The organism is Pseudoalteromonas sp. NZS37, assembly GCF_015864265.1.
Lineage (GTDB): Bacteria > Pseudomonadota > Gammaproteobacteria > Enterobacterales > Alteromonadaceae > Pseudoalteromonas > Pseudoalteromonas arctica.
In genome coordinates, this window is sequence record NZ_JADYXL010000005.1 from 228006 (window position 1) to 247994 (window position 19989).

Genomic DNA, 19989 nt, shown 5'->3' on the forward strand with positions numbered 1-19989 from the left:
TCAATAATTTCTGATGCTCGTAAAAGCATTGTGTAATTTGTTAGGGCACTTTTTACCCGCAGACTCTTCAACGCCTGAGTTTAAATCAAGGCCTAAGGCACCTTTTAAAAGCGCATCTTTAATATTGTCTGGATTTAAGCCTCCAGCGAGCATAAACGGTGTAGTTGCATCGCTTAGCACTGACCAATCGAATGCTTTACCTGTACCGCCGGCTTGAGTATCGCTGTGCGTATCGTAAAGATGACGATCAACTCCACTTACAGGTGTGGGTAATGCATCTTTTATTGCTTGTGCTTTCCATATCTCGCAGCCGTTTGGTAACTGTGTACGCAAGACAGCAATGTAATCGTCACTTTCTTGGCCATGTAATTGTACTGCCGCTAATTTTAACACACTTGCGTATTGAACAACTTGCTCAATGGGGGCATCTACAAATACACCCACAAAGTTAAGTGGTGCACTTTGGCTCAGTTCTCTTGCGCAATCTAAATCTACATAGCGTGGCGATTTAGGATGAAAAATTAAACCACCATAAACAGCACCGTTTTGATATGCCGCTTGTGCATCTTGAGTTCGCGTTAAACCACATACCTTATTGTCACCTAAAATAACACGGCGACATGCTTGCTCTAAATCACGCTCGCCCATGAGTGAGCTGCCAATTAAAAAGCCATCGCATAATGGAGCTAAACGTTTTACGTCTTGATGGGTGTAAATACCCGATTCCGAAATAACCACTTTATCAGCTGGAATAAGCTTTCGTAGTTTTTCGGTAGTGGCTAAATCGGTGCTTAAATCGCGTAAGTCGCGGTTATTAATGCCAATGATTTGTGCATCAAGTGCAAGTGCGCGGTGTACTTCTTCTTCATTACTTACTTCGGTTAATACCGACATATTAAGTGAATCTGCAACCGCATGCAGTGCGTTATAGCTTTCGTCATCGAGTACCGAAAGCATCAGTAATATAGCGTCACCGCCATAAATACGTGCCATGTACACTTGGTACTCATCTATAAAAAAGTCTTTACAGATAAGCGGTTGTTCTACTTGGCTGCGCACAAATTCGAGGTAATCAAAACTGCCTTGAAAATATTTAGCGTCAGTTAACACACTCATGCAGGTAGCGTATTTTTTATAAACTGAGGTAATTTCAGTCAAATCAAACGGGTCTCTAATTAACCCTTTTGAAGGCGATGCTTTTTTACACTCTAAAATAAACTGTGTGCCAGGTGCTGCAAGTGCTTTATAAAAGCTACGGCTTGTAGGCACTGCAAGATGCTTAAAGCTTTCAAGCGGACGCGTGGCTTTTCTTTCAATTAGTTCTAATTTTTTATCAGCAACAATTTTGTCTAATACATTAGCCATTACTTACCTCAATAATTGCACTTAGTGTGTTCATGGCTTGCCCTGAACTTAATAATGTTTGTACTTGTTTTGCCCCTTCTTTTAACGTTTCTGCTTTACCTGTTAGGTATAAAAGGGCAGCTACGTTAACCACAATAGCAGCATTATGTGCATCTGTGCCTTTGCCTTGCAAGATGGCGAGGCTAGCATTTGCGTTGTATTGTGGGCCTTCACCAGCGAGTTGTTCAAGTGAATAGTTTGCAAGGTCGAAGTCGCTTGGGTTTAGTGTGTACTGCGTAATCTCGCCATTATTTAGCTCAACTACCGTTGTTGGGCCGTGTAGGGCTATTTCGTCAGTGCCCGAGCCGTGAACAATCATAGCGCGCTTTGTGCCAAGGGTTTTAAGTGTTTGTGCCATTGGCATACACAACGCTTCGTTATACACGCCGAGTAATTGCACTTCAGGAGCCGCAGGGTTAGCAAGTGGGCCTAAAATATTAAAAATAGTGCGTGTTTTAAGCGCTGTACGCACGCCCATCGCATGGCGTACGCCACTGTGATAGTGCGGTGCAAACAAAAAGGTAAAATTGGTTTGCTCAAGACATTTTGCCGCTTGCTCTGGGCTCATATCTATATTAATGCCCAGTGCTTTGAGTAAATCGGCTGAGCCTGAATTACTCGATACACTGCGATTACCGTGTTTTACCATGTTAATACCGGTAGCAGCGGCTACAATAGCAGCCGTTGTACTTATATTAATTGTGTTAGAACCATCGCCACCGGTGCCACAGCTATCGGCAAGTTGCGTACTGCTGGTAGTAAAAGCAACGGCGTTTTCGCGCATTGAGGCCGCAGCGCCTGCAATTTCGTCGCTTACTTCGCCTTTAATTTTAAGGCTTATAAGTAGGGCGGTTAGCTCAATTTCACTCATATTACCTTGCATTATTTCATCAAAAAGCGCTTTGGCGTCTGCGTAGCTTAATGATTGCCCTGTAATTAGTTGCTCAATAGCGTGTTGAACATTTATGGGTTGTTCTGGTTGTGTACTCATAATGTCCTCTTTTATTTAGCGCGTGTTAAGTAAGCGACACTTTGCTGAAGTAGCATTGCGCCGTTTGGCGTTAGTATTGATTCTGGATGAAACTGATAACCTAATGCGTTGTCATCATGATGATAAATAGCCATAGGGATATCTTCGTATTGGGCAATAACCTCAATATTATCAGGCACTTTTGTTGCCATTAATGAATGGTAACGTGCCACAGGCATTGTATTGCCCATACCATCAAATACAGGATGATCGCCTAAATTAATAATTGAAGACTTACCATGTACGGTTTCACCCGCGTGACCGATTACTCCGCCATAGCTTTGGGTTAACGCTTGTTGACCCAAACAAATACCTAGCATTGGGAAGTGGCCTTTAGAGAGCTCAATAAGCTCCATCAAACAGCCTGCATCGCTTGGTGTACCTGGACCTGGCGAAAGTACTAATAGTACTTGGCCTTGCTCTTGGCGCATTTTGTTAAAAATAACCTCAGCGCTAATGTTGTTTCTGTAAACAACCAATTCGCAGCCAAGCATCGTAAGCTCATCAACAAGGTTATATGTAAATGAGTCAAAGTTATCTAAAAAATAGATTTTAATAGGATTCGCTTTACTCATTTTATACCGCCTTATACGTAGATTTTATGGCGGTGATAACCGCTTGTGCTTTAGCGCGAGTTTCGTTTGCTTCTGAAATAGGATCTGAGTCAAACACTACACCTGCACCTGCTTGCACGTAGGCTATGTTATTTTTAACAAAAGCAGAGCGAATAACAATACAGCTATCCATTGCGCCATCACCGGTTAAGTAACCTACTGCGCCGCCATAGCTGCCACGGCGCTTACCTTCAGTTTGACGAACAAGCTCAGCAGCACGAACCTTTGGTGCACCAACAAGCGTTCCCATGTTCATACATGCTTGGTAAGCGTGCAGTGCATCAAGCTCGGGTTTTAGTGTGCCAACAACGCGTGACACTAAATGCATTACTTGTGAATAGCGGTCTACTTTTAATAGCTCTTTGGCAAAACGAGTACCTGCAACACTAATACGTGCAACGTCGTTACGGGCTAAATCGACAAGCATTAAATGCTCGGCGCGCTCTTTTTGATCGTTTCTAAGTTCAAGCTCAATGCGGCTGTCTAGGTCTGGGTTTATTTGCCCATTAGCAAATTTGCCACGTGGGCGAGTGCCAGCAATTGGGTATACTTCAACTTGCTGAGATTGCACTGTGTATTTAAGTGCTGATTCAGGCGATGCGCCAAATAAAGCAAAGTCTTCATCGCGCATATAAAACATATACGGACTTGGATTTTGCTTTTTAAGCTGGCTATAAGCATGCAAAGCGTCAGGACAAGGTAGTGAAAATGTACGCGACGGCACTACCTGAAAAATATCACCATCTACAATATTCTTTTTAAGCTTAACCACTTGCTCGCAGTAAGTGTCATCGTCAATATCAACGCTTACCTCACATTCGCCACTTTGCATATCCGCACTAAATTCTGAGGCGTTATCGCACAGTGTATTTAATCGCTCTAGCTCTTTGCCTACTTCAAAGCAATTAGCGTGTACGTCTGGGCCGTTAAATACATTACCAATGAGTTCGGTTGTTTGTTTTTGATGATCAATAACAACTAAGGTTTCGGCTAAATAAAATACGTAATCTGGGCAGGTATTTTCGCCATCAGGTACATCACTTAACTGCTCAAAGTTTGCTACCATATCGTAGGCAAATACACCGCCTAAAAATAACGAAAATGGATTGTTAGTTGTGCTTTTTATACTGTTAATACAAGTGCGCAGAGCGCTAAATGCATTATCTGCAATTAGTTTACTCGCTTCGTCAGTATCGCCGCTAGTGTCTAAATAACACAGGGTAAGTGTTGCGCCGTCTAAAGTAGCGTCACAGCTTTTAACATTTGCCTGCAAGTAGCTTAGAAGCTGTTGCCCATTATTAGATTGAGCAGTAATAGTGACTGTTTTACCTTGGCATACAATGCGCAGTGCACAGTCGACTAAAATTAAACTTTTTACACTGTCTTTAGAATCAATCTCAGCCGATTCAAGCAGTAGTGAGTTAGGCTTATCAAGTGCCGCGTATAATGCAAGTGGACTACTTATATAGTCGCGTACTTGCGTAATGCTTGTTACTTCGCCTGGTGTGGTAGTTATATGACTAAAAATCAAACCTCATTCCCTCAAAAAATTAAACCCCGCAATGCTTTAGCAATGCGGGGTTTGAATAACGATATCTAAATTACAAACAGATCATTACCGTCCCGCTATATCAGGCGCCACCACCAACGATGTGTAAGAGTAAGACCGTTATTCATGTTTTTCTGCCTCAAAATTTGTTAAATATTTTTAACGTATACGTTTCGTAAAATTTAGTTATAAAAAAACCCGCATAGTTGCGGGTTTTGAATTTTTGTTAGACACGACAATTCATCACCCGATAATTACGAGTGCCACCACCAAATAGTGTTTAAGTTTGAATTGATCATTATTGTTAATTCTTAATGTGTCTGAAAGTGGCTACAGTAAAACGTATCTTATGCTTTTGTGTCAAGTGTTTATTTAAAACAATTTAGTCAAAAAAGTTGTTATACTTACATAAACACCAGTAACCCTTAATTTTAAGCAGTTTTCTTTTGATAAAATATGATTTACATAGCCATACCACACATTCAGACGGGCGTTTAACGGTTGAAGAATTATTGCATCGCGCTGTTGATAAAAATATTGATGTGTTTGCTATTACCGATCATGACACTGTGGCGGCTATTAAGCCTGCGCAGCAACTTATTGAAGCAGAAAACTTACCGCTTTCATTAATAACGGGTACCGAAGTGTCTACTAAATGGGAAAGCTTCGAAATTCATATTGTAGGTTTAAATATTGATATTAATAATATTGACCTTACCTCTTTATTATCAGCTCAGCAGCAAAAGCGAGAAGAGCGTGCACTAGAGATTGGTGTTCGCCTTGCAAAAAATGGCTTTGATGGCATTTACGAGCAAGCTAAAGAGCTGGCAAAAGACGCGCAAATAACGCGTGCACATTTTGCACGCGCCCTTATTGAGCGCGGTGTTGCTAAAAATTTCCCGGGTGTTTTTAAAAAGTACTTAGGGCGTGGCAAAACAGGCTACGTACCAAGTTGCTGGTGCACCATGCAAACCGCTATTGAGGCCATACATGCCGCTGGTGGTGTTGCTGTACTTGCGCATCCAAGTAGCTATCAAATGTCAAACAAGTGGCTACGCAAATTATTAGTAGAATTTAAAAGTGTAGGAGGGGACGCAATGGAAGTTGCACAACCTCAACAGGCGCCAAGCGAACGTCAATTTTTAGGTGAACTCAGCCGTGAGTACGAACTACTTTGCTCTCAAGGGTCTGATTTTCATTTTCCGACAAGCTATTTAGAGCTTGGCAAAAATTTATACCTACCAAAAGACTGCCAAGGTGTTTGGCAAGCTTGGGAAGGAGAAGAAGGGGCATTAACATGAGTCAATTATTTCATATTCATCCTGATAACCCGCAACCGAGACTAATTAGTCAAGCCGTTGATATTATTAAACAAGGCGGCGTTGTTGTTTACCCTACAGATTCGGGCTACGCCATCGGTTGTAACATTGGTAATAAGCAAGCCAAAGAGCGCATAGAGCGTATTCGTGGTATTGAAAAAAACGATAATTTTACGCTAGTTTGTCGTGATTTATCGGAGTTATCTACTTATGCACGCGTAGATAACCAGCTATTTAGACTCATTAAAAATAATACGCCAGGGCCATATACCTTTATTTTTAAAGGCACAAAAGAAGTCCCTAAACGTTTATTAAACGACAAGAAAAAAACCATTGGCATGCGTGTAATTGAACACCCAATAGCCTGTGCGTTACTTGCCGAACTTGGTGAGCCGTTAATGTCGTGTTCTTTAATTTTACCAGGTGAGCAGTTTACAGAATCAGATCCTGATGAAATATTAGAGCGATTAGATAAACACGTTGATTTAATTATTCACGGTGGCCACTTAGCCGAGCAAGCAACCACGGTAATCGATTTGTCGGAAGATGAAATTAAGATTTTGCGTGTTGGCTGTGGTGATACAAGCCCGTTTGAGTAATAGCGAGTGAGCGAAAGCACTGCGAATACAAAAAATAGTGAAAAGCCAGTGCAGCAAAAGCTGCCACTGGCTTTTTTGCATGGTAAAGCGGTTGTAGACAAACCAGAAGATTTATACATTCCACCTGACGCGCTCGAAATAATATTAGAAACCTTTGAAGGCCCGCTCGATTTACTGCTCTATTTAATTAAAAAGCATAAGCTTGATGTGCTCGAACTTTCTATTTTTAGTATTACAGAGCAGTACGTAAGTTACGTTGAAATGATGACCGAGTTTCAGCTCGAACTTGCTGGCGAATATTTAGTAATGGCTGCGTTACTTGCGCAAATTAAGTCGCGCTTATTATTACCTGTACATGAAGAGCTTGAAGAGGAAGAAGATCCTCGCGCTGAGCTTATTAAACGCCTGCAAGAGTATGAGCTGTTTAAACAAGCCGCCGAAAACCTCGACGATATTCCCCGTGTTGGTCGTGATATTTTTATAGCGCATGCCGCTATGCCAATAAGTGAAGATACAAGTCAAAATCTCCCCGATATTGAACTTAAAGACTTAATGCTGGCGTTGAGTGATGTAATGGCGCGAGCAAAAACGTTTGAGCATCATCAAATTACTGCTGAAGTACTCTCAACCCGAGAGAGAATGAGCCAAATATTACAGCAACTATCGCAAGCAAACTCGGCAGTGGTATTTAATGCGCTTTTTACCCCAAATGAAGGGCGAAGTGGTGTAGTGGTTAGTTTTATAGCTATGCTTGAGCTCATTAAAGAAGGGCTTGTTACCTGTTTGCAAGTAAGCCCTGAGAGCTTAATTTATGTCAGCTTAAGCGAACAATCCACCCTATAAAACTATTTGTTTAATCATCTATTTGCAAAACTGACTTTAAATAATAAAGTTCTGTGCGTATACGCACGTAAAGTGTTTGTAAATGTTATTTTCATTTACGGCTGTGCACTATATTGTAACGTCATAGCATTATAGGAAGTTACACATGTTTAAAAATACACCTTCATCTTACGGACTTGTCGCCATTATTTTACATTGGCTCATGGCGCTGACTATTTTTGGCCTGTTTGGTTTAGGTTTATATATGGTTGAGCTTACTTATTACGATAGTTGGTATAAAGGTTCACTCGATTTACATAAGAGTATTGGTATTACGCTTGTGGCCGTATTTTTATTTAGAATTTTATGGCGTGCTTTATCTACACAACCTAAACCATTAGGTGAGAGTAAAGGCATAAACCAATTAGCGCATACGGCGCATATTGCTATGTATATTATTTTGGCTGTTATTGTTGTTGCAGGGTATTTAATATCAACCGCAGACGGGCGTCCAATAGAAGTATTTACTTTATTTAATGTATCAGCGCTTGATTTTGCCTTTGATGACCAAGCCGATATTGCAGGAAAAGTACATTATTACGGCGCGTGCACATTAATCGGGTTTGCAGTATTGCATGCACTAGGGGCGTTAAAACATCACTTTATCGATAAAGATAAAACCTTAATTAGAATGATCAAACCATTAAAGGATGATTAAAATGAAAAAATTATTAGTAAGCACAGCCGTTTCGGCTGCAATGATGTTATCGGCAACAGCCGCCAATGCAGCTGATTATGTAATTGATACAAAAGGCGGGCATGCATCTGTTAACTTTAAAATTAAACACTTAGGTTACAGCTGGTTATATGGTCGTTTTAATACTTTTGACGGCACATTTAGTTACGATGCTAAAAACCCTGATGCGTCAAAAATTATGGTAAACATTGATACCACAAGCCTTGACTCTAACCATGCAGAGCGCGATAAGCATTTACATGGTAAAGATTTTTTAAATGTAGATAAATACCCAAAAGCGACATTTAAAAGCACGAGTATTAAATTTGATGAAGACGGCGAAGAGGCTGATGTAACCGGTGAGTTTACGCTGCACGGCGTAACAAACACTATTACTTTTGAAATAGATAAAGTGGGCGAAGGTAAAGATCCGTGGGGCGGCTACCGCGTAGGTTTTGAGGGCGAAACCAGCCTTAAACTTACCGATTACGGTATTGATTACAACTTAGGACCTGCATCTACCCATGTTGATATTATTTTATCAATAGAAGGCGTTCGTCAGTAATACCATTATTAAATATATAAACGCCACTTACTGTGGCGTTTTTTTTGCTTAACAGAAACACAAATTAAGCGACTTCGAATTTGCTTATTTTGCGCTATTAATACGTGACTGTAATAGCGGCCTTAAATGCTCGGGCAACCAGCGCATGAGTAAATCATTATAAGCCTGCATTTTTTTAATAACTTTAAGCTGCTCATTAAGAATAGCAATGTCTTTTGCGCCTTGCTCGTTTTTAGTACAACCAATAAAGCCATAACTGAGCGCTGGGGATTCGGTTAATGGACGCTGCGTTAAGTTCTCTTCAAAGTGCATTGATTTAGCTAAATAGTAATGCTCGCTTGGGTAACCCAGCAAAATATCAATTCGTTTTAGGTTAAGCATATATGTGAGGCTCGCTAGGCTATCGCGAGTGGGTCTAATTACTAAATCTATATTAGGCGTACTGTTTATCAATGTATCTATCTCTTGGCCATAAGAGCGGCTCATAGAGATCCCAAGAGTTAGTTTTTTATCTTGTATTAAATCTAATAGTGATACTTCTTTTGATTCCGCTATATTTAGCGCTTTGGCGAGTCTTTTGTGCATTGCTATTGAAGGCGAGAGGCCCGTTGTTGAGCTCTCCTCTGTAAAATAAATATGCTCTTTTCTGTAATCATTTTTATAAAGCGATAACGCACAAACATTATTTGAAGTATTAGATAGCTCTTGGATTACTTTACCTGAGGGGATAAGCATGCGGTTAAAGGTAATATTAGGAAGTTGTTTTTCAAGTAATGAAATTATGCTTTCGTCACGGCCTTGGTGTTGATATTGACCATTTAAAATATAATAGGGTGCAAAGTCGTGCGCTAGCCAGTTTATGGTTCTAGCATTGCCTATTGAGGTCAGACCGAAAAAAAGTAAGAAAGTTAAAAATATACGGAGCATTACAACAGCTGCCAGTAATTATTATTGTAAAACTATTGTAACCAATAAAGAGCTAAAAAGTAAAATGCCAGCAACGAGGCTGGCATAATATCTTATCAATAATTGCAATAATAAAAGGGCAATTAAAGTTATGTGTTGCTTAGTTAGCTTTTAGCCACTTAACAAACTGGCGTGCATCACTCGCTTTTTGAAACAATGCATTTTTTAAACCTTGTGTATCACTAAAGATTACACGATGTTTGTTTACTGAAATTGATTGCACTGGATGTGCGATTTGGATCATAGACCCATTATATTTATAAGACATAATAAAACTCACTTTATTCTTGTTATTTATTCTGCGCTATATTTTTATAGCAAATTGCAGTTAATAAATTAACGATGTTGTGTTTAGCTTCATTACAGTGTTGACGATCTTTATGACACTTTTGCGATGATAGTAAAAAATCATCTCGGTATTATTCAAGGGGTTCTCGCCGTACAATAACTTAGCTTTCAAATATACGTTTTGCGGGGCTTACTGGATCAGGGTAAATGGTTAACCGCGGCGGTTTCTTTAAACCAGAGAGGGAAGGTAACTTATATATAAATTGTGTGCAAGCTATTTTTGTAAAAATATTTATAATAAATCTTATCAACTGCTTACAAAGCCCATTTTTAGTTACCAAAGGATAAGTATGAATTACCTAATAGTGAGTGATATTTATGGTTTAACCCCTGCTTTAAGGAAGTTATCACAGGCAATTAGTTCAAATTTAGTGATTGTTGACCCTTACAATAACAAGTTTCAAGCTATTGAAAGTGAACAAGATAGTTACACCAATTTTATACAGCAGTGTGGCCATGATAAATACACCGACAAACTTCAAAAATGCTTTGAGAGTTTAAAATTGCAAACGACGTGTATTGCGTTTAGTGCAGGGGCAAGTGCAGCATGGCGGGCACAGTTATTAACAGGCAATACACACCTTAAAAAGTTAATTGGCTTTTATCCGTCGCAAATTAGACATAATTTAAATTTAAGCGCAAAAGTACCCTGTGAGTTCATATTTCCAGCAAGTGAGAGTCACTTTAATGTTGATGAAGTTATTAAAGCTTTAAGCACCAAAGCGGATGTTAAGTGCTATAAAACCAATTTTTTGCATGGTTTTATGAACGAGTACTCAACCAATTTTGATGCGCAAGGGCTGGTTGAATATAGTAACTATATAAAGCAGAGCAGCCGTTAAAGCGTGTTTAGCTGCTCTTTACTAATATCAGGAAAATCGGTGCGGGTATTATATTTTGCATACAGCGTTGTAAAAACGCTACTACCGGATAGCTTATCTAACTCTTTTATAAAGGCTTTAGCACTTGAGCGAGCAGGCCTGCAGCATACTTGATACTGTTTAATTATACCCGCGATAGATAAACCTTGTTTTCGCAGCTCAAGGTCGGCCTGTGCAAAAAAAGCTGCGCCCGTCCAATAAACACGTTGCTGGGCTCGTTGTTTCCACATATCGGCAGAGAGCTTATTAAGTGGCTGTGTTTTAGTTTTAGTTTGCATGCGGGCACGATCAAATCCTGCATTTAAACGTTGTACAAATTGCGGCTGGGTAATTATACCGCTGTTACGCATTATTACGTTTTGCATATAACTGGCAAAACCCTCGCTTAGCCAAAAACCGGAGTAAGGAAGTAGCGGCAAATATAAATGCGAAAGTTCATGGTATAGCGTCCAATCTTTAGTGAATGCATTTAAACTGGCATAGCGATCTATATGTAGTTCAAGCCCATCGGGGTTATTGCGCTTAACTGTAGCCCAAGGTACAGGCTCAAAAGCAAAGTATTGCGGTTTTAAATAAATAGGCAATGTGGTTTGTTTTAAAGGTCCCAGTGTATTTTGTGTTTTTTCAACACTTTGATTAACCCATGTAGACACCGTATTTTGAGCATTACTTGAGAGCGAGCTAAGGTTATGTATGACTACTTCAACGGCTAATGCGTTAAAAGAGCTGATTAATAGTAGCAGTACAAAAAAGAATTTCATTAAAATGCTCCACTGTAATTTAATAATTGGTACGAAAATTCTAATATACAAGACCAACTAAATGGATAAATAATCACGCCTAATTCTTTATTTTTTAAAATGATAGTAACTATAAAAGTACAAATACAGACACTCCTAGCTAAGCATGGTTTAATCAATTAATCGTTATTTTAAGTTAGGTTTAGCCATGACGTATCAGCATATTCAAGTTCCTGAGCACGGCCAAAATATCACTATTGATGCACAAGGACACTGGCAAATACCGTTAGAACCTATCATTGCTTTTATTGATGGCGATGGCGTGGGTCTAGATGTTATGCCGGTAATGCGCCATGTTGTTGATAGTGCAATTGAGCATTGTTATAAAAGCGCACGGAAAATTCATTGGATGCAGGTTTATAATGGCGAGCAGGCCGCAAAGCTGTATGACGGTGATTGGTTTCCACAAGAAACAATTAACGCGGTACGTGCCTGTAAAATTGCCATAAAAGGGCCGTTAACCACACCACTAGGTGGTGGTTTTCGATCTCTTAATGTTGCACTCAGGCAAGAAATGGATTTGTTTGTAAATATGCGCACTATAAAAGGTTTTAGTGCACTCCCTTCTCCTTTAAAAAACCCTTTTTTAACAAACATAACAGTGCTTCGTGATAGTAGCGAAGACGTGTACTCAGGTATTGAGTGGCAAGCAGGCAGTGTAGAGAGCGAAAAAATGCTCGATTTTTTATGTGAGGAAATGGGCGTAACCCGCCTAAGGTTTTCACAAGAGTGCGGAATTGGTATTAAAAATATATCTAAAGAAGGCTCTGAGCGACTAATGCGCTTTGCAATTAACTATGCACTTAAAAACAATAGTGAATCATTAACGCTAGTGCACAAAGGTAATGTACTTAAATTTACCGATGGTGCATTTAAGCGTTGGGGGTTTGCACTTGCACAAAACGAGTTTAATGCCACTGCACATGAAAATGGGCGTTGGTTGCAAATAGAGCGAGCACACCAAGCGCCCTTAATTATTAAAGAAGTCATAGCTGACAACATGCTGCAACAATGTTTAATGCATCCAGAGCAATTTGATGTAGTGGTGACGACTAACCAAAATGGCGACTTTTTAGCAGATATGCTCAGTGCACAAGTTGGTGGTGTTGGCATAATGCCCGCTGCAAATTTAAATAACGATGTCGCATTTTTTGAGCCTACACATGGCACGTTTGAACGTATAGCAGGGCAAAATAAAGCAAACCCCAGTAGTAGTATTTTAAGTGCGGTATTAATGCTTAAATTTATGGGGTGGGACGAGGGCGCATTACTCATAGAAAATGCGTTAGAGCAAACATTTAAAAGCGGTGAAGTAACCTTTGATTTAGCGCAAGAGCAGAGCGATAACTCAAGTATTCATAACTCGACAACCTTAACTTGTACTGGCTTTGCAAAGAAGGTTATCGAGCACTTTTAAATACATCCATTATTAAGCTGCTGAGGCAGTTTTTACTCTGTGCATACAAGGGCGGTTGGTTAACTGCGCTGCACGATGGTAAATCTCATGTGCTTGGGGTTCATCGCACTGTGTACCACTAAGCGTATCCATTAACGCAACAACAATAATTGCAGGAACCTGGCAGCAATACTCGTCTAAAACGGCTTCCGTAGTTTGTGCATCAACATGGCAAAGTGGATGATTTTTAAGTTGGTATGCATTTAATAATGTATCAACTTCTAATACATCATCTGGTTGATGCTTTGTTTTACGGCATTTACAACCAAACTCGTCAACTAAAGTAGCTAACGCTTGGTAAGTTTCAGTGGTTTTAGCCTTAGTGCATAACTGCTCTTCAATGAACTGATGCAAGTTAGCATCGATGAATAATCCGTCTTGGCGTGTGAAAGAAGCTGTTGTCATAATAATTACTCTTAGTTTGTTGGCTTAACTTCACTCTAGCGCTAAGTGTATTATTAATAAAATTGTTGTTTTCAATAACTGATATTGATTTTATCAATAGTAAGTTTTAAAACTAAATAAAAAATAGAAAACATATCTAAATAATACTAATTAATTTGGTGCAATGCGGTGAAAGTGTGCACAAAACTGGAACAAGGGGAGGAGTTAAGGAATAAAGAAGGAGTTTTAGTTAATTGTTTTTATTGAATTTTAATTATTTTATGAAGTTGGTACTAAGCTTGCTAATAATACGCTGTAGGTAGATTCCTATATCGACGATTTCCAAAAGCGCCACGGTATTTTCCCAAAGTTGAATACCGTGGCGCTTTTTTATTTTTCGCGTGTATTTTATTTATCCGTCACAATAGCAATAACAATAGTAATGTTAAATTTTAATAAAGTAGGGAATAGCTACTAAAATACCGCCTACAATCAACAGCATGCTAACACTGGTCATAAAGTACGGAAAAACCAATAATGACAAACCAATACAAAGTGGCACTACGGCTTTTTTTCTTCGCCCGTAAGTAAGGTAGCCAATACCTATGCCGCCAAACACAACACTCCACGCAATTATTGATGCACTATCCATTTATAAATTACCTATTTTGAAATACTGATTTAAATTACAACCGACATAGCCAGTTTTTCAATACCATGTGAAGGAGTCCATCTTTTGAATTCCACGAAACCATGCTTTTTATATAAATTTATTGCAGGAGTATTAGCAACTGCAGTCTCAACTCTTGCATGAGATAAATCACCCATTGCTAGAACATAATTTATTAGCTTACTTGCGATACCTTTTTTAAAATAGCTAGGATCAACGGTTAAACTACAAATATCTAAACACTCGTTGTTTGTATCTACTTCAATAACAGCTACTAAACATTCTTTTTCGCTGTAGCCATAAAAAGTTGTTTCTGACTTTTTTATACCTTTAATATTACGCGCTAAAGGAGGGAAGTTATGCGCGCCGATCAGTTTAGCCTCAATAGCATAGGATTTTTGAAAGACAGCAAAAATTTTATTTGCAGTATCGTTATTCTTATTATTAAGTTTGTTTATCATTGTCTTCTTTTTTAGAAAATAAAGCATGAATACCATATGCCGTAATAAAACCTCCGGCACTAATTGTGAAAAAAAGAAATAAATAAAACTTTTTCGGGTTATTTTCTAAAGATGCCACTGCCGGCTCATTGTATCTCTTATAAATGACACCACTTTCGTAATTAAAATAGCTGCGCAAAAGAATAAACAAACCTAAAACAATACACAGGAGCGCTTTACTTGTTTTCTTAGTGTTCTTTTTAGCTATTACTATTTGTTGCGCAGCTTTTGGCTCGTTACGATTTGGTTTAGCTAATTCATCTTTAAGGCGTTTGTAGTTCTCTGGATATTTATGTGAGTCAATACTTTCAATTGCTTCGTTTAATTCACTAAGTGAATAAGCAGAGTAATCAATATTTATAATAATCTTCCTTAAAAGGCTCTTAAATAACACTTACACAGCAAGGTTTTTAAGTTGTTGTTATTTAATGATATTTTTATAATCCGATTAAGTTTATTTTAATGTAGCAAAGACTTGAGGTTAGTCACTTTTACTTTCATATTTAAACTCGAATGAAACTATTGCAGCCAATATACCTCCAGTCGCTAATATAGCAGCGCTAAATAACATCTCCCATAATAATTTTTTCAACAGTAGAGTCTGATGAATATTTGTAAATATTACGCTCCAAGTTTGTTCAAAGTTGTATAAATTAACAACTTCATGAACATCATATAAAAAAGTACCTAACCCATTCAAAAAGTATGCAAGAGCTATATAAACAAAAAATCGTGCAGTAAATAAGAGGGTTTTTAAATTATCAGTTTCAACTTTAGAGAAAGGAAGAAAGCTAATTTTGGTGACCTTGCTCATTATAAGTGAACACTTCAAATATAGGTATTGGTACATAAAATTCCATTTTTTAATATGTCTTAGGTTATTGATAACGAGTATCTAAAGTTATTGACTTTATATCACTAATTAAGAATAACGCAGTACCTATTTTGATTCAATTCTTTAGCGAGCATTGTATTTGAGTTCTAGCTATTTCATTAGATAGTTTTTAACTCAATGTATTTAAAATGCTAACCAAGCTATTAGCTCAAAATAAGATGATTCAGTACATAGCACAGGCACTCGCATTAGGCTCTTGAGTACTAATCAAAGGTTTGCTCTTAATTACCTATCTGCAATCGTTTTAGCAAACGCTAATAATTCACGCCTTAACCATTGGTGTGCAGGCGCGTGGTGTAGTAGCGGGCTCCATATCATTTTTACCTCAATAGGCACTATTTGAAATGGTACAGGGCTGATTACTAAATCAGTATGAGAGGTTAACAATTTAGCCTGCCTGCGCGGTAGGGTGGCAATAAGTTGCTCTGATTGGCAAAGCAGGCTTGCGACCATGTAGTGGCGAGTAAAAACACGTATTTTACGGGTTTGTTCTAGTTGCCAAAGGGCTTCGTCTACCCAGCCTAATTTTTGCTTACCTGATTTATTAGTAACAGCGGCCTCTGGTCCCCAGCCTGCACGGTTTACCCAAATATGTTCTTTTTGTAAGTAGTCGTCTAACCCTGAATGTTGTAAAAATGTATTTTTAGGATGCGTTAAACAACAGTAGTTATCGCGCCAAACACTGGCCTGATGAAACGAGCGAGGGAGACCGTTAAAGCGGTTTATAGCTAAATCAATAGTGCCTTTTTCCATATCTTGTAGGTTTACGTCGCTTGGGCTCAATACATCAAAATTAATACCGGGGTTTTTACTAAGCTGCGCCGTTATAAAAGGGGCTATTAAGGTCGACTCTATATAGTCGTTTGCCATTATTCTAAACGTAACTTCAGCGGTTGTAGGGTTAAACTGCTCACTAGGCTGCGTAATAGCTTCAGCCATTTTTAATAGGGCCTCAACTTCAGGCTTTAATGCAAGTGCCTTTGCCGTTGGCGTCATAGAGCCTGCGGCACGCACAAGTAGCGGGTCGTCAAATAAATCGCGCAAACGTTTTAGCGCATTACTCATAGCCGGTTGCGTAAGAGCAAGTTTATTTGCAGCTTTTGACACACTTTTTTCATCTATTAACACATTTAAATAAACGAGAAGGTTAAGATCGACATTTCTTATATTCATATGGGCGTGTTGGCCTTTCAGGGGTGAAATTTGTTCAATCTAGGGGCGATTTAATCGCGGCGCGAGGTTTGCCAACTAGTGGGCTAAGTAAAAATCGAGCAAAGCTTCCGCGTCCTGCTCACGCCCCTTACCTACATCCATGTAGGCAACAAAGAGTTAATCGTCCCTAGAAAGAACCCTATGGGCAGTGTGTATTTGGCCTTTATGCAGCGTTAAAGTACATTTATGGGGAGTCACCACACTACATGTACTTTGCCTTGCTTAAAAACCAAATACACGGCTGCAAAATTAACCTCGAGAGGTCAATACGCCCAATAAATTCTATTTATATGCTTTATTAATTATCTAAATTAAAGCCTGCTTGCTAAGGTGTAAACCATTAATAAAAAATAACCGCCATAACTGGCATCAATATAAGTGCTGTATTTATGCAAAATAAGCTAACAAATCAATCTAATAATGCGCTACAACACGTTGTAGCCAGTAAGCTTGCACGATCTGTTTTTGCTGGATTTGAGGCGATGTTTTCGCAATTTTTAAATATTACACTGGGTGCACAAAGCCGTTTTGAACAACGACAGTATCACAGTGTACAAAGTGCTATGCGTGAACGTTTACAGGTGTATGAGCGCGAAGTTAAAAACGTGAGTGAAGCCGTCAGAGTTATTGCTTATGCTGAACTTACTTGCCCGCAAACGTGGCAGTTAGCTAAAAATATTTACGGCGATATGGTAGAAAATCACGAAAATAAACCTATTGCGCATACCTTTTTTAACTCAACGTTTGGCGCAATTTGGGACGATAAAAAAATTCGTACTGTGCATTTGTTTGTATTAAAAGCAAAGTATCGTAGTGAGCCGCGCTCTTATGAAAGCTTAGTGAGCAGGGTATCGCTACATAATGGGTTTAATAACGCCGTTAAAACGCTTATCACTAATCAAGTATTTAGAGTGCCGTTTAGTCATTTAGAACGCGATGTAGCCACATTACAAAGTACGTTAATGCAAGGCGCTAAGCAGCAATGCAAACAGGTGTACGAACTTATAAATTTAAACGATGGGTATATTGAATACGCCAACTCATTATTTTTTAGAAACAAAGCCTGTTATTTAATTGGGCGCTGCATTGCTAAAAATGGCGACAATATGCCTTTTGCTATCGCTATTTTAAATACCGATGAGGGACTAAAGCTTGATGCTGTAATGTTGGGCGCCGATCAATTAAGTTTATTATTTGGTTTTGCACGCACCTATTTTATGGTTGATACCGATAAGCCCGCTCGTTATGTAGATTACTTAAGTGTGTTAATGCCACATAAACAACGCTTTGAGTTATTTAACGCCATTGGTTTTATAAAGCACGCCAAAACTGAGTTTTATCGACACAAGGTTGATACGACTAAAAATAGTCCAGCCAACTTTAAGTATGTCACAGCACCAGGGACGCCAGGTATGGTAATGCTGGTATTTACTATTGAAGGGCTAGATTACGTTTATAAAGTAATTAAAGACAAATTTAGTGCGCCAAAAACAGCCACCAAAGCACAAGTGAAAGAAAAGTATAACTTTGTAAAACAAGCCGATAGGGTTGGTCGTTTGGTAGACACACACGAATTTAGATATTTAGCGTTTGATTTAAGCCGTTTTAGCGATGAACTGCTTGAGCAGATGAAAAGCCAAATTGGCAGCAGCATGGTTATATCTGGCAAGGCACTTATTTTAAAGCACGTTTATGTTGAGCGTAAAATGACCCCGCTTAATTTATATATTACCCAATGCGATAACAAAACCTTAGAGAGAGTTATGCATGATTACGGTAAAGCAATTAAAGAATTAGCCGGTGCTAATATATTTCCGGGCGACATGCTAATGAAAAACTTTGGCGTAACGCGATGGGGGCGAGTGGTGTTTTACGACTTTGACGAAATTTGCCCACTAACCGATTGCAACTTTAGAGAGGTGCCACAAACCCAAAATGCACTTGAAGAGCTAAGTAGTAACTCGTATTTTGATATAGCTGAAAACGATATATTTCCGAGCCAATTTAAGGTGTTTTTTAGCGCCAACGAGATTGCGTTTAATTATTTTAATAATGAGCACAGTAACTTGTTTTTAGCGACGTTTTGGCAAGGTTGTCAGCAACAAGTACACAATGGTTATCTACCCGATGTTTATCCTTACAAACAAAGTTGGCGCTTTTGAGGTTGTTTGAATCTGTGTTCATCCCCATCTATATGTTATTACAGTTTTTAAACTTGGAGCAACAATGAAATATATTTCTCATGAAGATGGTAATCTTGCATTTAGTGAAACCGAAAAACCGGTTTTAAAGAGCCATGAAGTACTTGTTAAAGTTGCAGCAATAGGTGTAAACCGTGCAGACAGTATGCAGCGCCAAGGTAAATACCCGGCCCCTGCGGGAGATAGCCCTATTTTAGGTTTAGAATGTGCCGGTGTTGTTAGCGATATTGGTGGTAAAGTTGATAGAGTTTGGCTTAATAAACGTGTTTTTGCTTTGTGTTCTGGTGGCGCTTACAGTGAATATGTAGCCGTTGATGCAAAGCAGCTTATGGAATTGCCCGATGATGTAACAATGGCTGAAGGCGCAGCAATAAGCGAAGTGTACCTAACAGCATTTGGCGCGTTATTTGAGCTTGGTAAATTGCAAAAAGGGCAAACAGCGCTTATTCATGCAGGTGCTAGTGGTGTGGGCGGTGCCGCAATTCAAATGGCTAAAAGTACAGGTGCTACCGTGGTTATTACCGCAGGTACGGATGAAAAATGCCAACACGCAAAAGAACTCGGTGCCGATCATGCAATTAACTACAAAACCACCGACTTTGTAGAATATATGAAAGCAAATGACTTAACAGCAAATGCAATTGTAGATCCTGTTTCGGGGAGTTACTTAAATAAAAATGCCGCTATTGCAGCGATGGATTGCCAAATTGTGATGCTTGCATTTTTAGATGGACGTTTTGCAGAAGTTGATTTTGCCGCGCTTTTACGCAAACGTATTTCGTTTCATGCCTCAACGCTTAGAAATCGTAGTATTGAGTTTAAACGCCAGGTACGCGACGACTTTGTAGCACGCTTTTACAATGATATTGCCACTAAAAAGTACGACTTTAACCTGTATAAAACATTGCCTTGGAGCGACGCAAACGAAGCTCATGCTATTTTAGAGCGTAATGAAAATGCTGGTAAAGTTGTTTTACTTGTAGAGTAACTCTTTAATTTTAGGGTTTAGCCCATATACTAAGCCCTATAAAAAACACA

At 39.0% G+C, this 19989-nt stretch carries 22 protein-coding genes; 9 read left to right on the forward strand and 13 right to left on the reverse strand.

Features of this window, described 5'->3' with window-relative positions; all coding sequences use genetic code 11:
• The 4 genes from trpCF to I6F47_RS11575 are packed head-to-tail and all read right to left on the reverse strand — an operon-like array spanning position 1 to position 4579.
• On the reverse strand, positions 1 to 1365 hold the full coding sequence (trpCF, locus tag I6F47_RS11560; protein ID WP_197183900.1) for a bifunctional indole-3-glycerol-phosphate synthase TrpC/phosphoribosylanthranilate isomerase TrpF: 1365 nt from the start codon (positions 1363 to 1365) through the stop codon (positions 1 to 3).
• A complete protein-coding gene (gene trpD, locus I6F47_RS11565; protein WP_197183901.1) occupies positions 1358 to 2395 on the reverse strand; it encodes an anthranilate phosphoribosyltransferase in 1038 nt (345 codons plus the stop codon). The genes trpCF and trpD overlap by 8 nt, the downstream gene beginning before the upstream one ends.
• A gap of 11 nt (positions 2396 to 2406) precedes the next feature.
• Positions 2407 to 3009, reverse strand: a complete 603-nt coding sequence (locus tag I6F47_RS11570) for an aminodeoxychorismate/anthranilate synthase component II (RefSeq protein WP_193155520.1) — start codon at positions 3007 to 3009, stop codon at positions 2407 to 2409.
• Between the two features lies 1 nt (position 3010).
• Entirely contained in the window at positions 3011 to 4579 is a 1569-nt protein-coding gene (locus I6F47_RS11575) for an anthranilate synthase component 1 (RefSeq protein ID WP_197151291.1), read from the reverse strand.
• A gap of 464 nt (positions 4580 to 5043) precedes the next feature.
• Between I6F47_RS11575 and rnm the strand changes: the two genes are divergently transcribed.
• The 5 genes from rnm (at position 5044) to I6F47_RS11600 (ending at position 8638) form a co-directional block, all read left to right on the forward strand.
• Positions 5044 to 5898 (forward strand): RNase RNM, encoded by an 855-nt coding sequence (rnm, locus tag I6F47_RS11580; RefSeq protein WP_165721487.1) that lies wholly within the window; start codon positions 5044 to 5046, stop codon positions 5896 to 5898.
• On the forward strand, positions 5895 to 6515 hold the full coding sequence (locus I6F47_RS11585) for an L-threonylcarbamoyladenylate synthase (RefSeq protein WP_008169353.1): 621 nt from the start codon (positions 5895 to 5897) through the stop codon (positions 6513 to 6515). The genes rnm and I6F47_RS11585 overlap by 4 nt, the downstream gene beginning before the upstream one ends.
• 6 nt (positions 6516 to 6521) lie before the next feature.
• Positions 6522 to 7358 carry a segregation and condensation protein A gene (locus tag I6F47_RS11590; protein WP_010554218.1) on the forward strand — a complete coding sequence of 279 codons (837 nt, stop codon included), beginning with the start codon at positions 6522 to 6524 and terminating at the stop codon, positions 7356 to 7358.
• A gap of 145 nt (positions 7359 to 7503) precedes the next feature.
• Complete coding sequence (locus I6F47_RS11595) at positions 7504 to 8055, forward strand: cytochrome b (protein ID WP_076923887.1); 552 nt, start codon at positions 7504 to 7506, stop codon at positions 8053 to 8055.
• A 1-nt stretch (position 8056) separates the two neighbouring features.
• Entirely contained in the window at positions 8057 to 8638 is a 582-nt protein-coding gene (locus I6F47_RS11600) for a YceI family protein (RefSeq protein WP_007582505.1), read from the forward strand.
• 84 nt (positions 8639 to 8722) lie between these two features.
• Here the strand turns inward: I6F47_RS11600 and I6F47_RS11605 are convergent, their stop codons facing one another.
• Positions 8723 to 9565 (reverse strand): transporter substrate-binding domain-containing protein, encoded by an 843-nt coding sequence (locus tag I6F47_RS11605; protein WP_165735348.1) that lies wholly within the window; start codon positions 9563 to 9565, stop codon positions 8723 to 8725.
• A 139-nt stretch (positions 9566 to 9704) separates the two neighbouring features.
• On the reverse strand, positions 9705 to 9872 hold the full coding sequence (locus tag I6F47_RS11610; RefSeq protein WP_002961566.1) for a hypothetical protein: 168 nt from the start codon (positions 9870 to 9872) through the stop codon (positions 9705 to 9707).
• Positions 9873 to 10242: 370 nt separating this feature from the next.
• Here I6F47_RS11610 and I6F47_RS11615 point away from each other — a divergent pair, with 370 nt between their 5' ends.
• Positions 10243 to 10794 carry a hypothetical protein gene (locus I6F47_RS11615; protein ID WP_197183902.1) on the forward strand — a complete coding sequence of 184 codons (552 nt, stop codon included), beginning with the start codon at positions 10243 to 10245 and terminating at the stop codon, positions 10792 to 10794.
• On the opposite strand, the gene I6F47_RS11620 is transcribed toward I6F47_RS11615, so the two are convergent.
• Positions 10791 to 11594 carry a M61 family metallopeptidase gene (locus I6F47_RS11620; RefSeq protein WP_197183903.1) on the reverse strand — a complete coding sequence of 268 codons (804 nt, stop codon included), beginning with the start codon at positions 11592 to 11594 and terminating at the stop codon, positions 10791 to 10793. The two genes, I6F47_RS11615 and I6F47_RS11620, sit on opposite strands and share 4 nt — an antisense overlap.
• A gap of 187 nt (positions 11595 to 11781) precedes the next feature.
• Here I6F47_RS11620 and icd point away from each other — a divergent pair, with 187 nt between their 5' ends.
• On the forward strand, positions 11782 to 13050 hold the full coding sequence (icd, locus tag I6F47_RS11625; protein ID WP_121955420.1) for an NADP-dependent isocitrate dehydrogenase: 1269 nt from the start codon (positions 11782 to 11784) through the stop codon (positions 13048 to 13050).
• A gap of 12 nt (positions 13051 to 13062) precedes the next feature.
• Here the strand turns inward: icd and I6F47_RS11630 are convergent, their stop codons facing one another.
• From I6F47_RS11630 to I6F47_RS11655, 6 genes are all read right to left on the reverse strand, one after another.
• Positions 13063 to 13494: a hypothetical protein gene (locus tag I6F47_RS11630; protein WP_165735344.1), complete on the reverse strand. Its 432-nt coding sequence runs from the start codon at positions 13492 to 13494 to the stop codon at positions 13063 to 13065.
• A 424-nt stretch (positions 13495 to 13918) separates the two neighbouring features.
• On the reverse strand, positions 13919 to 14125 hold the full coding sequence (locus I6F47_RS11635; RefSeq protein WP_165735343.1) for a hypothetical protein: 207 nt from the start codon (positions 14123 to 14125) through the stop codon (positions 13919 to 13921).
• Positions 14126 to 14154: 29 nt separating this feature from the next.
• Positions 14155 to 14604: a GNAT family N-acetyltransferase gene (locus I6F47_RS11640; RefSeq protein ID WP_197183904.1), complete on the reverse strand. Its 450-nt coding sequence runs from the start codon at positions 14602 to 14604 to the stop codon at positions 14155 to 14157.
• Positions 14588 to 15037: a hypothetical protein gene (locus tag I6F47_RS11645; RefSeq protein WP_101216730.1), complete on the reverse strand. Its 450-nt coding sequence runs from the start codon at positions 15035 to 15037 to the stop codon at positions 14588 to 14590. The genes I6F47_RS11640 and I6F47_RS11645 overlap by 17 nt, the downstream gene beginning before the upstream one ends.
• An 87-nt stretch (positions 15038 to 15124) precedes the next feature.
• Positions 15125 to 15457: a hypothetical protein gene (locus I6F47_RS11650; RefSeq protein WP_133120254.1), complete on the reverse strand. Its 333-nt coding sequence runs from the start codon at positions 15455 to 15457 to the stop codon at positions 15125 to 15127.
• 306 nt (positions 15458 to 15763) lie between these two features.
• Complete coding sequence (locus I6F47_RS11655; protein WP_101216732.1) at positions 15764 to 16711, reverse strand: LysR family transcriptional regulator; 948 nt, start codon at positions 16709 to 16711, stop codon at positions 15764 to 15766.
• A gap of 428 nt (positions 16712 to 17139) precedes the next feature.
• On the opposite strand from I6F47_RS11655, the gene aceK reads away from it, so the two are divergent.
• Complete coding sequence (gene aceK, locus I6F47_RS11660; protein ID WP_197183905.1) at positions 17140 to 18912, forward strand: bifunctional isocitrate dehydrogenase kinase/phosphatase; 1773 nt, start codon at positions 17140 to 17142, stop codon at positions 18910 to 18912.
• Between the two features lie 64 nt (positions 18913 to 18976).
• The gene (locus I6F47_RS11665; RefSeq protein ID WP_197183906.1) at positions 18977 to 19939 is read left to right on the forward strand and encodes a zinc-binding dehydrogenase; all 963 of its coding nucleotides are present in this window, start codon (positions 18977 to 18979) and stop codon (positions 19937 to 19939) included.
• The last annotated feature ends 50 nt before the right edge of the window (positions 19940 to 19989 follow it).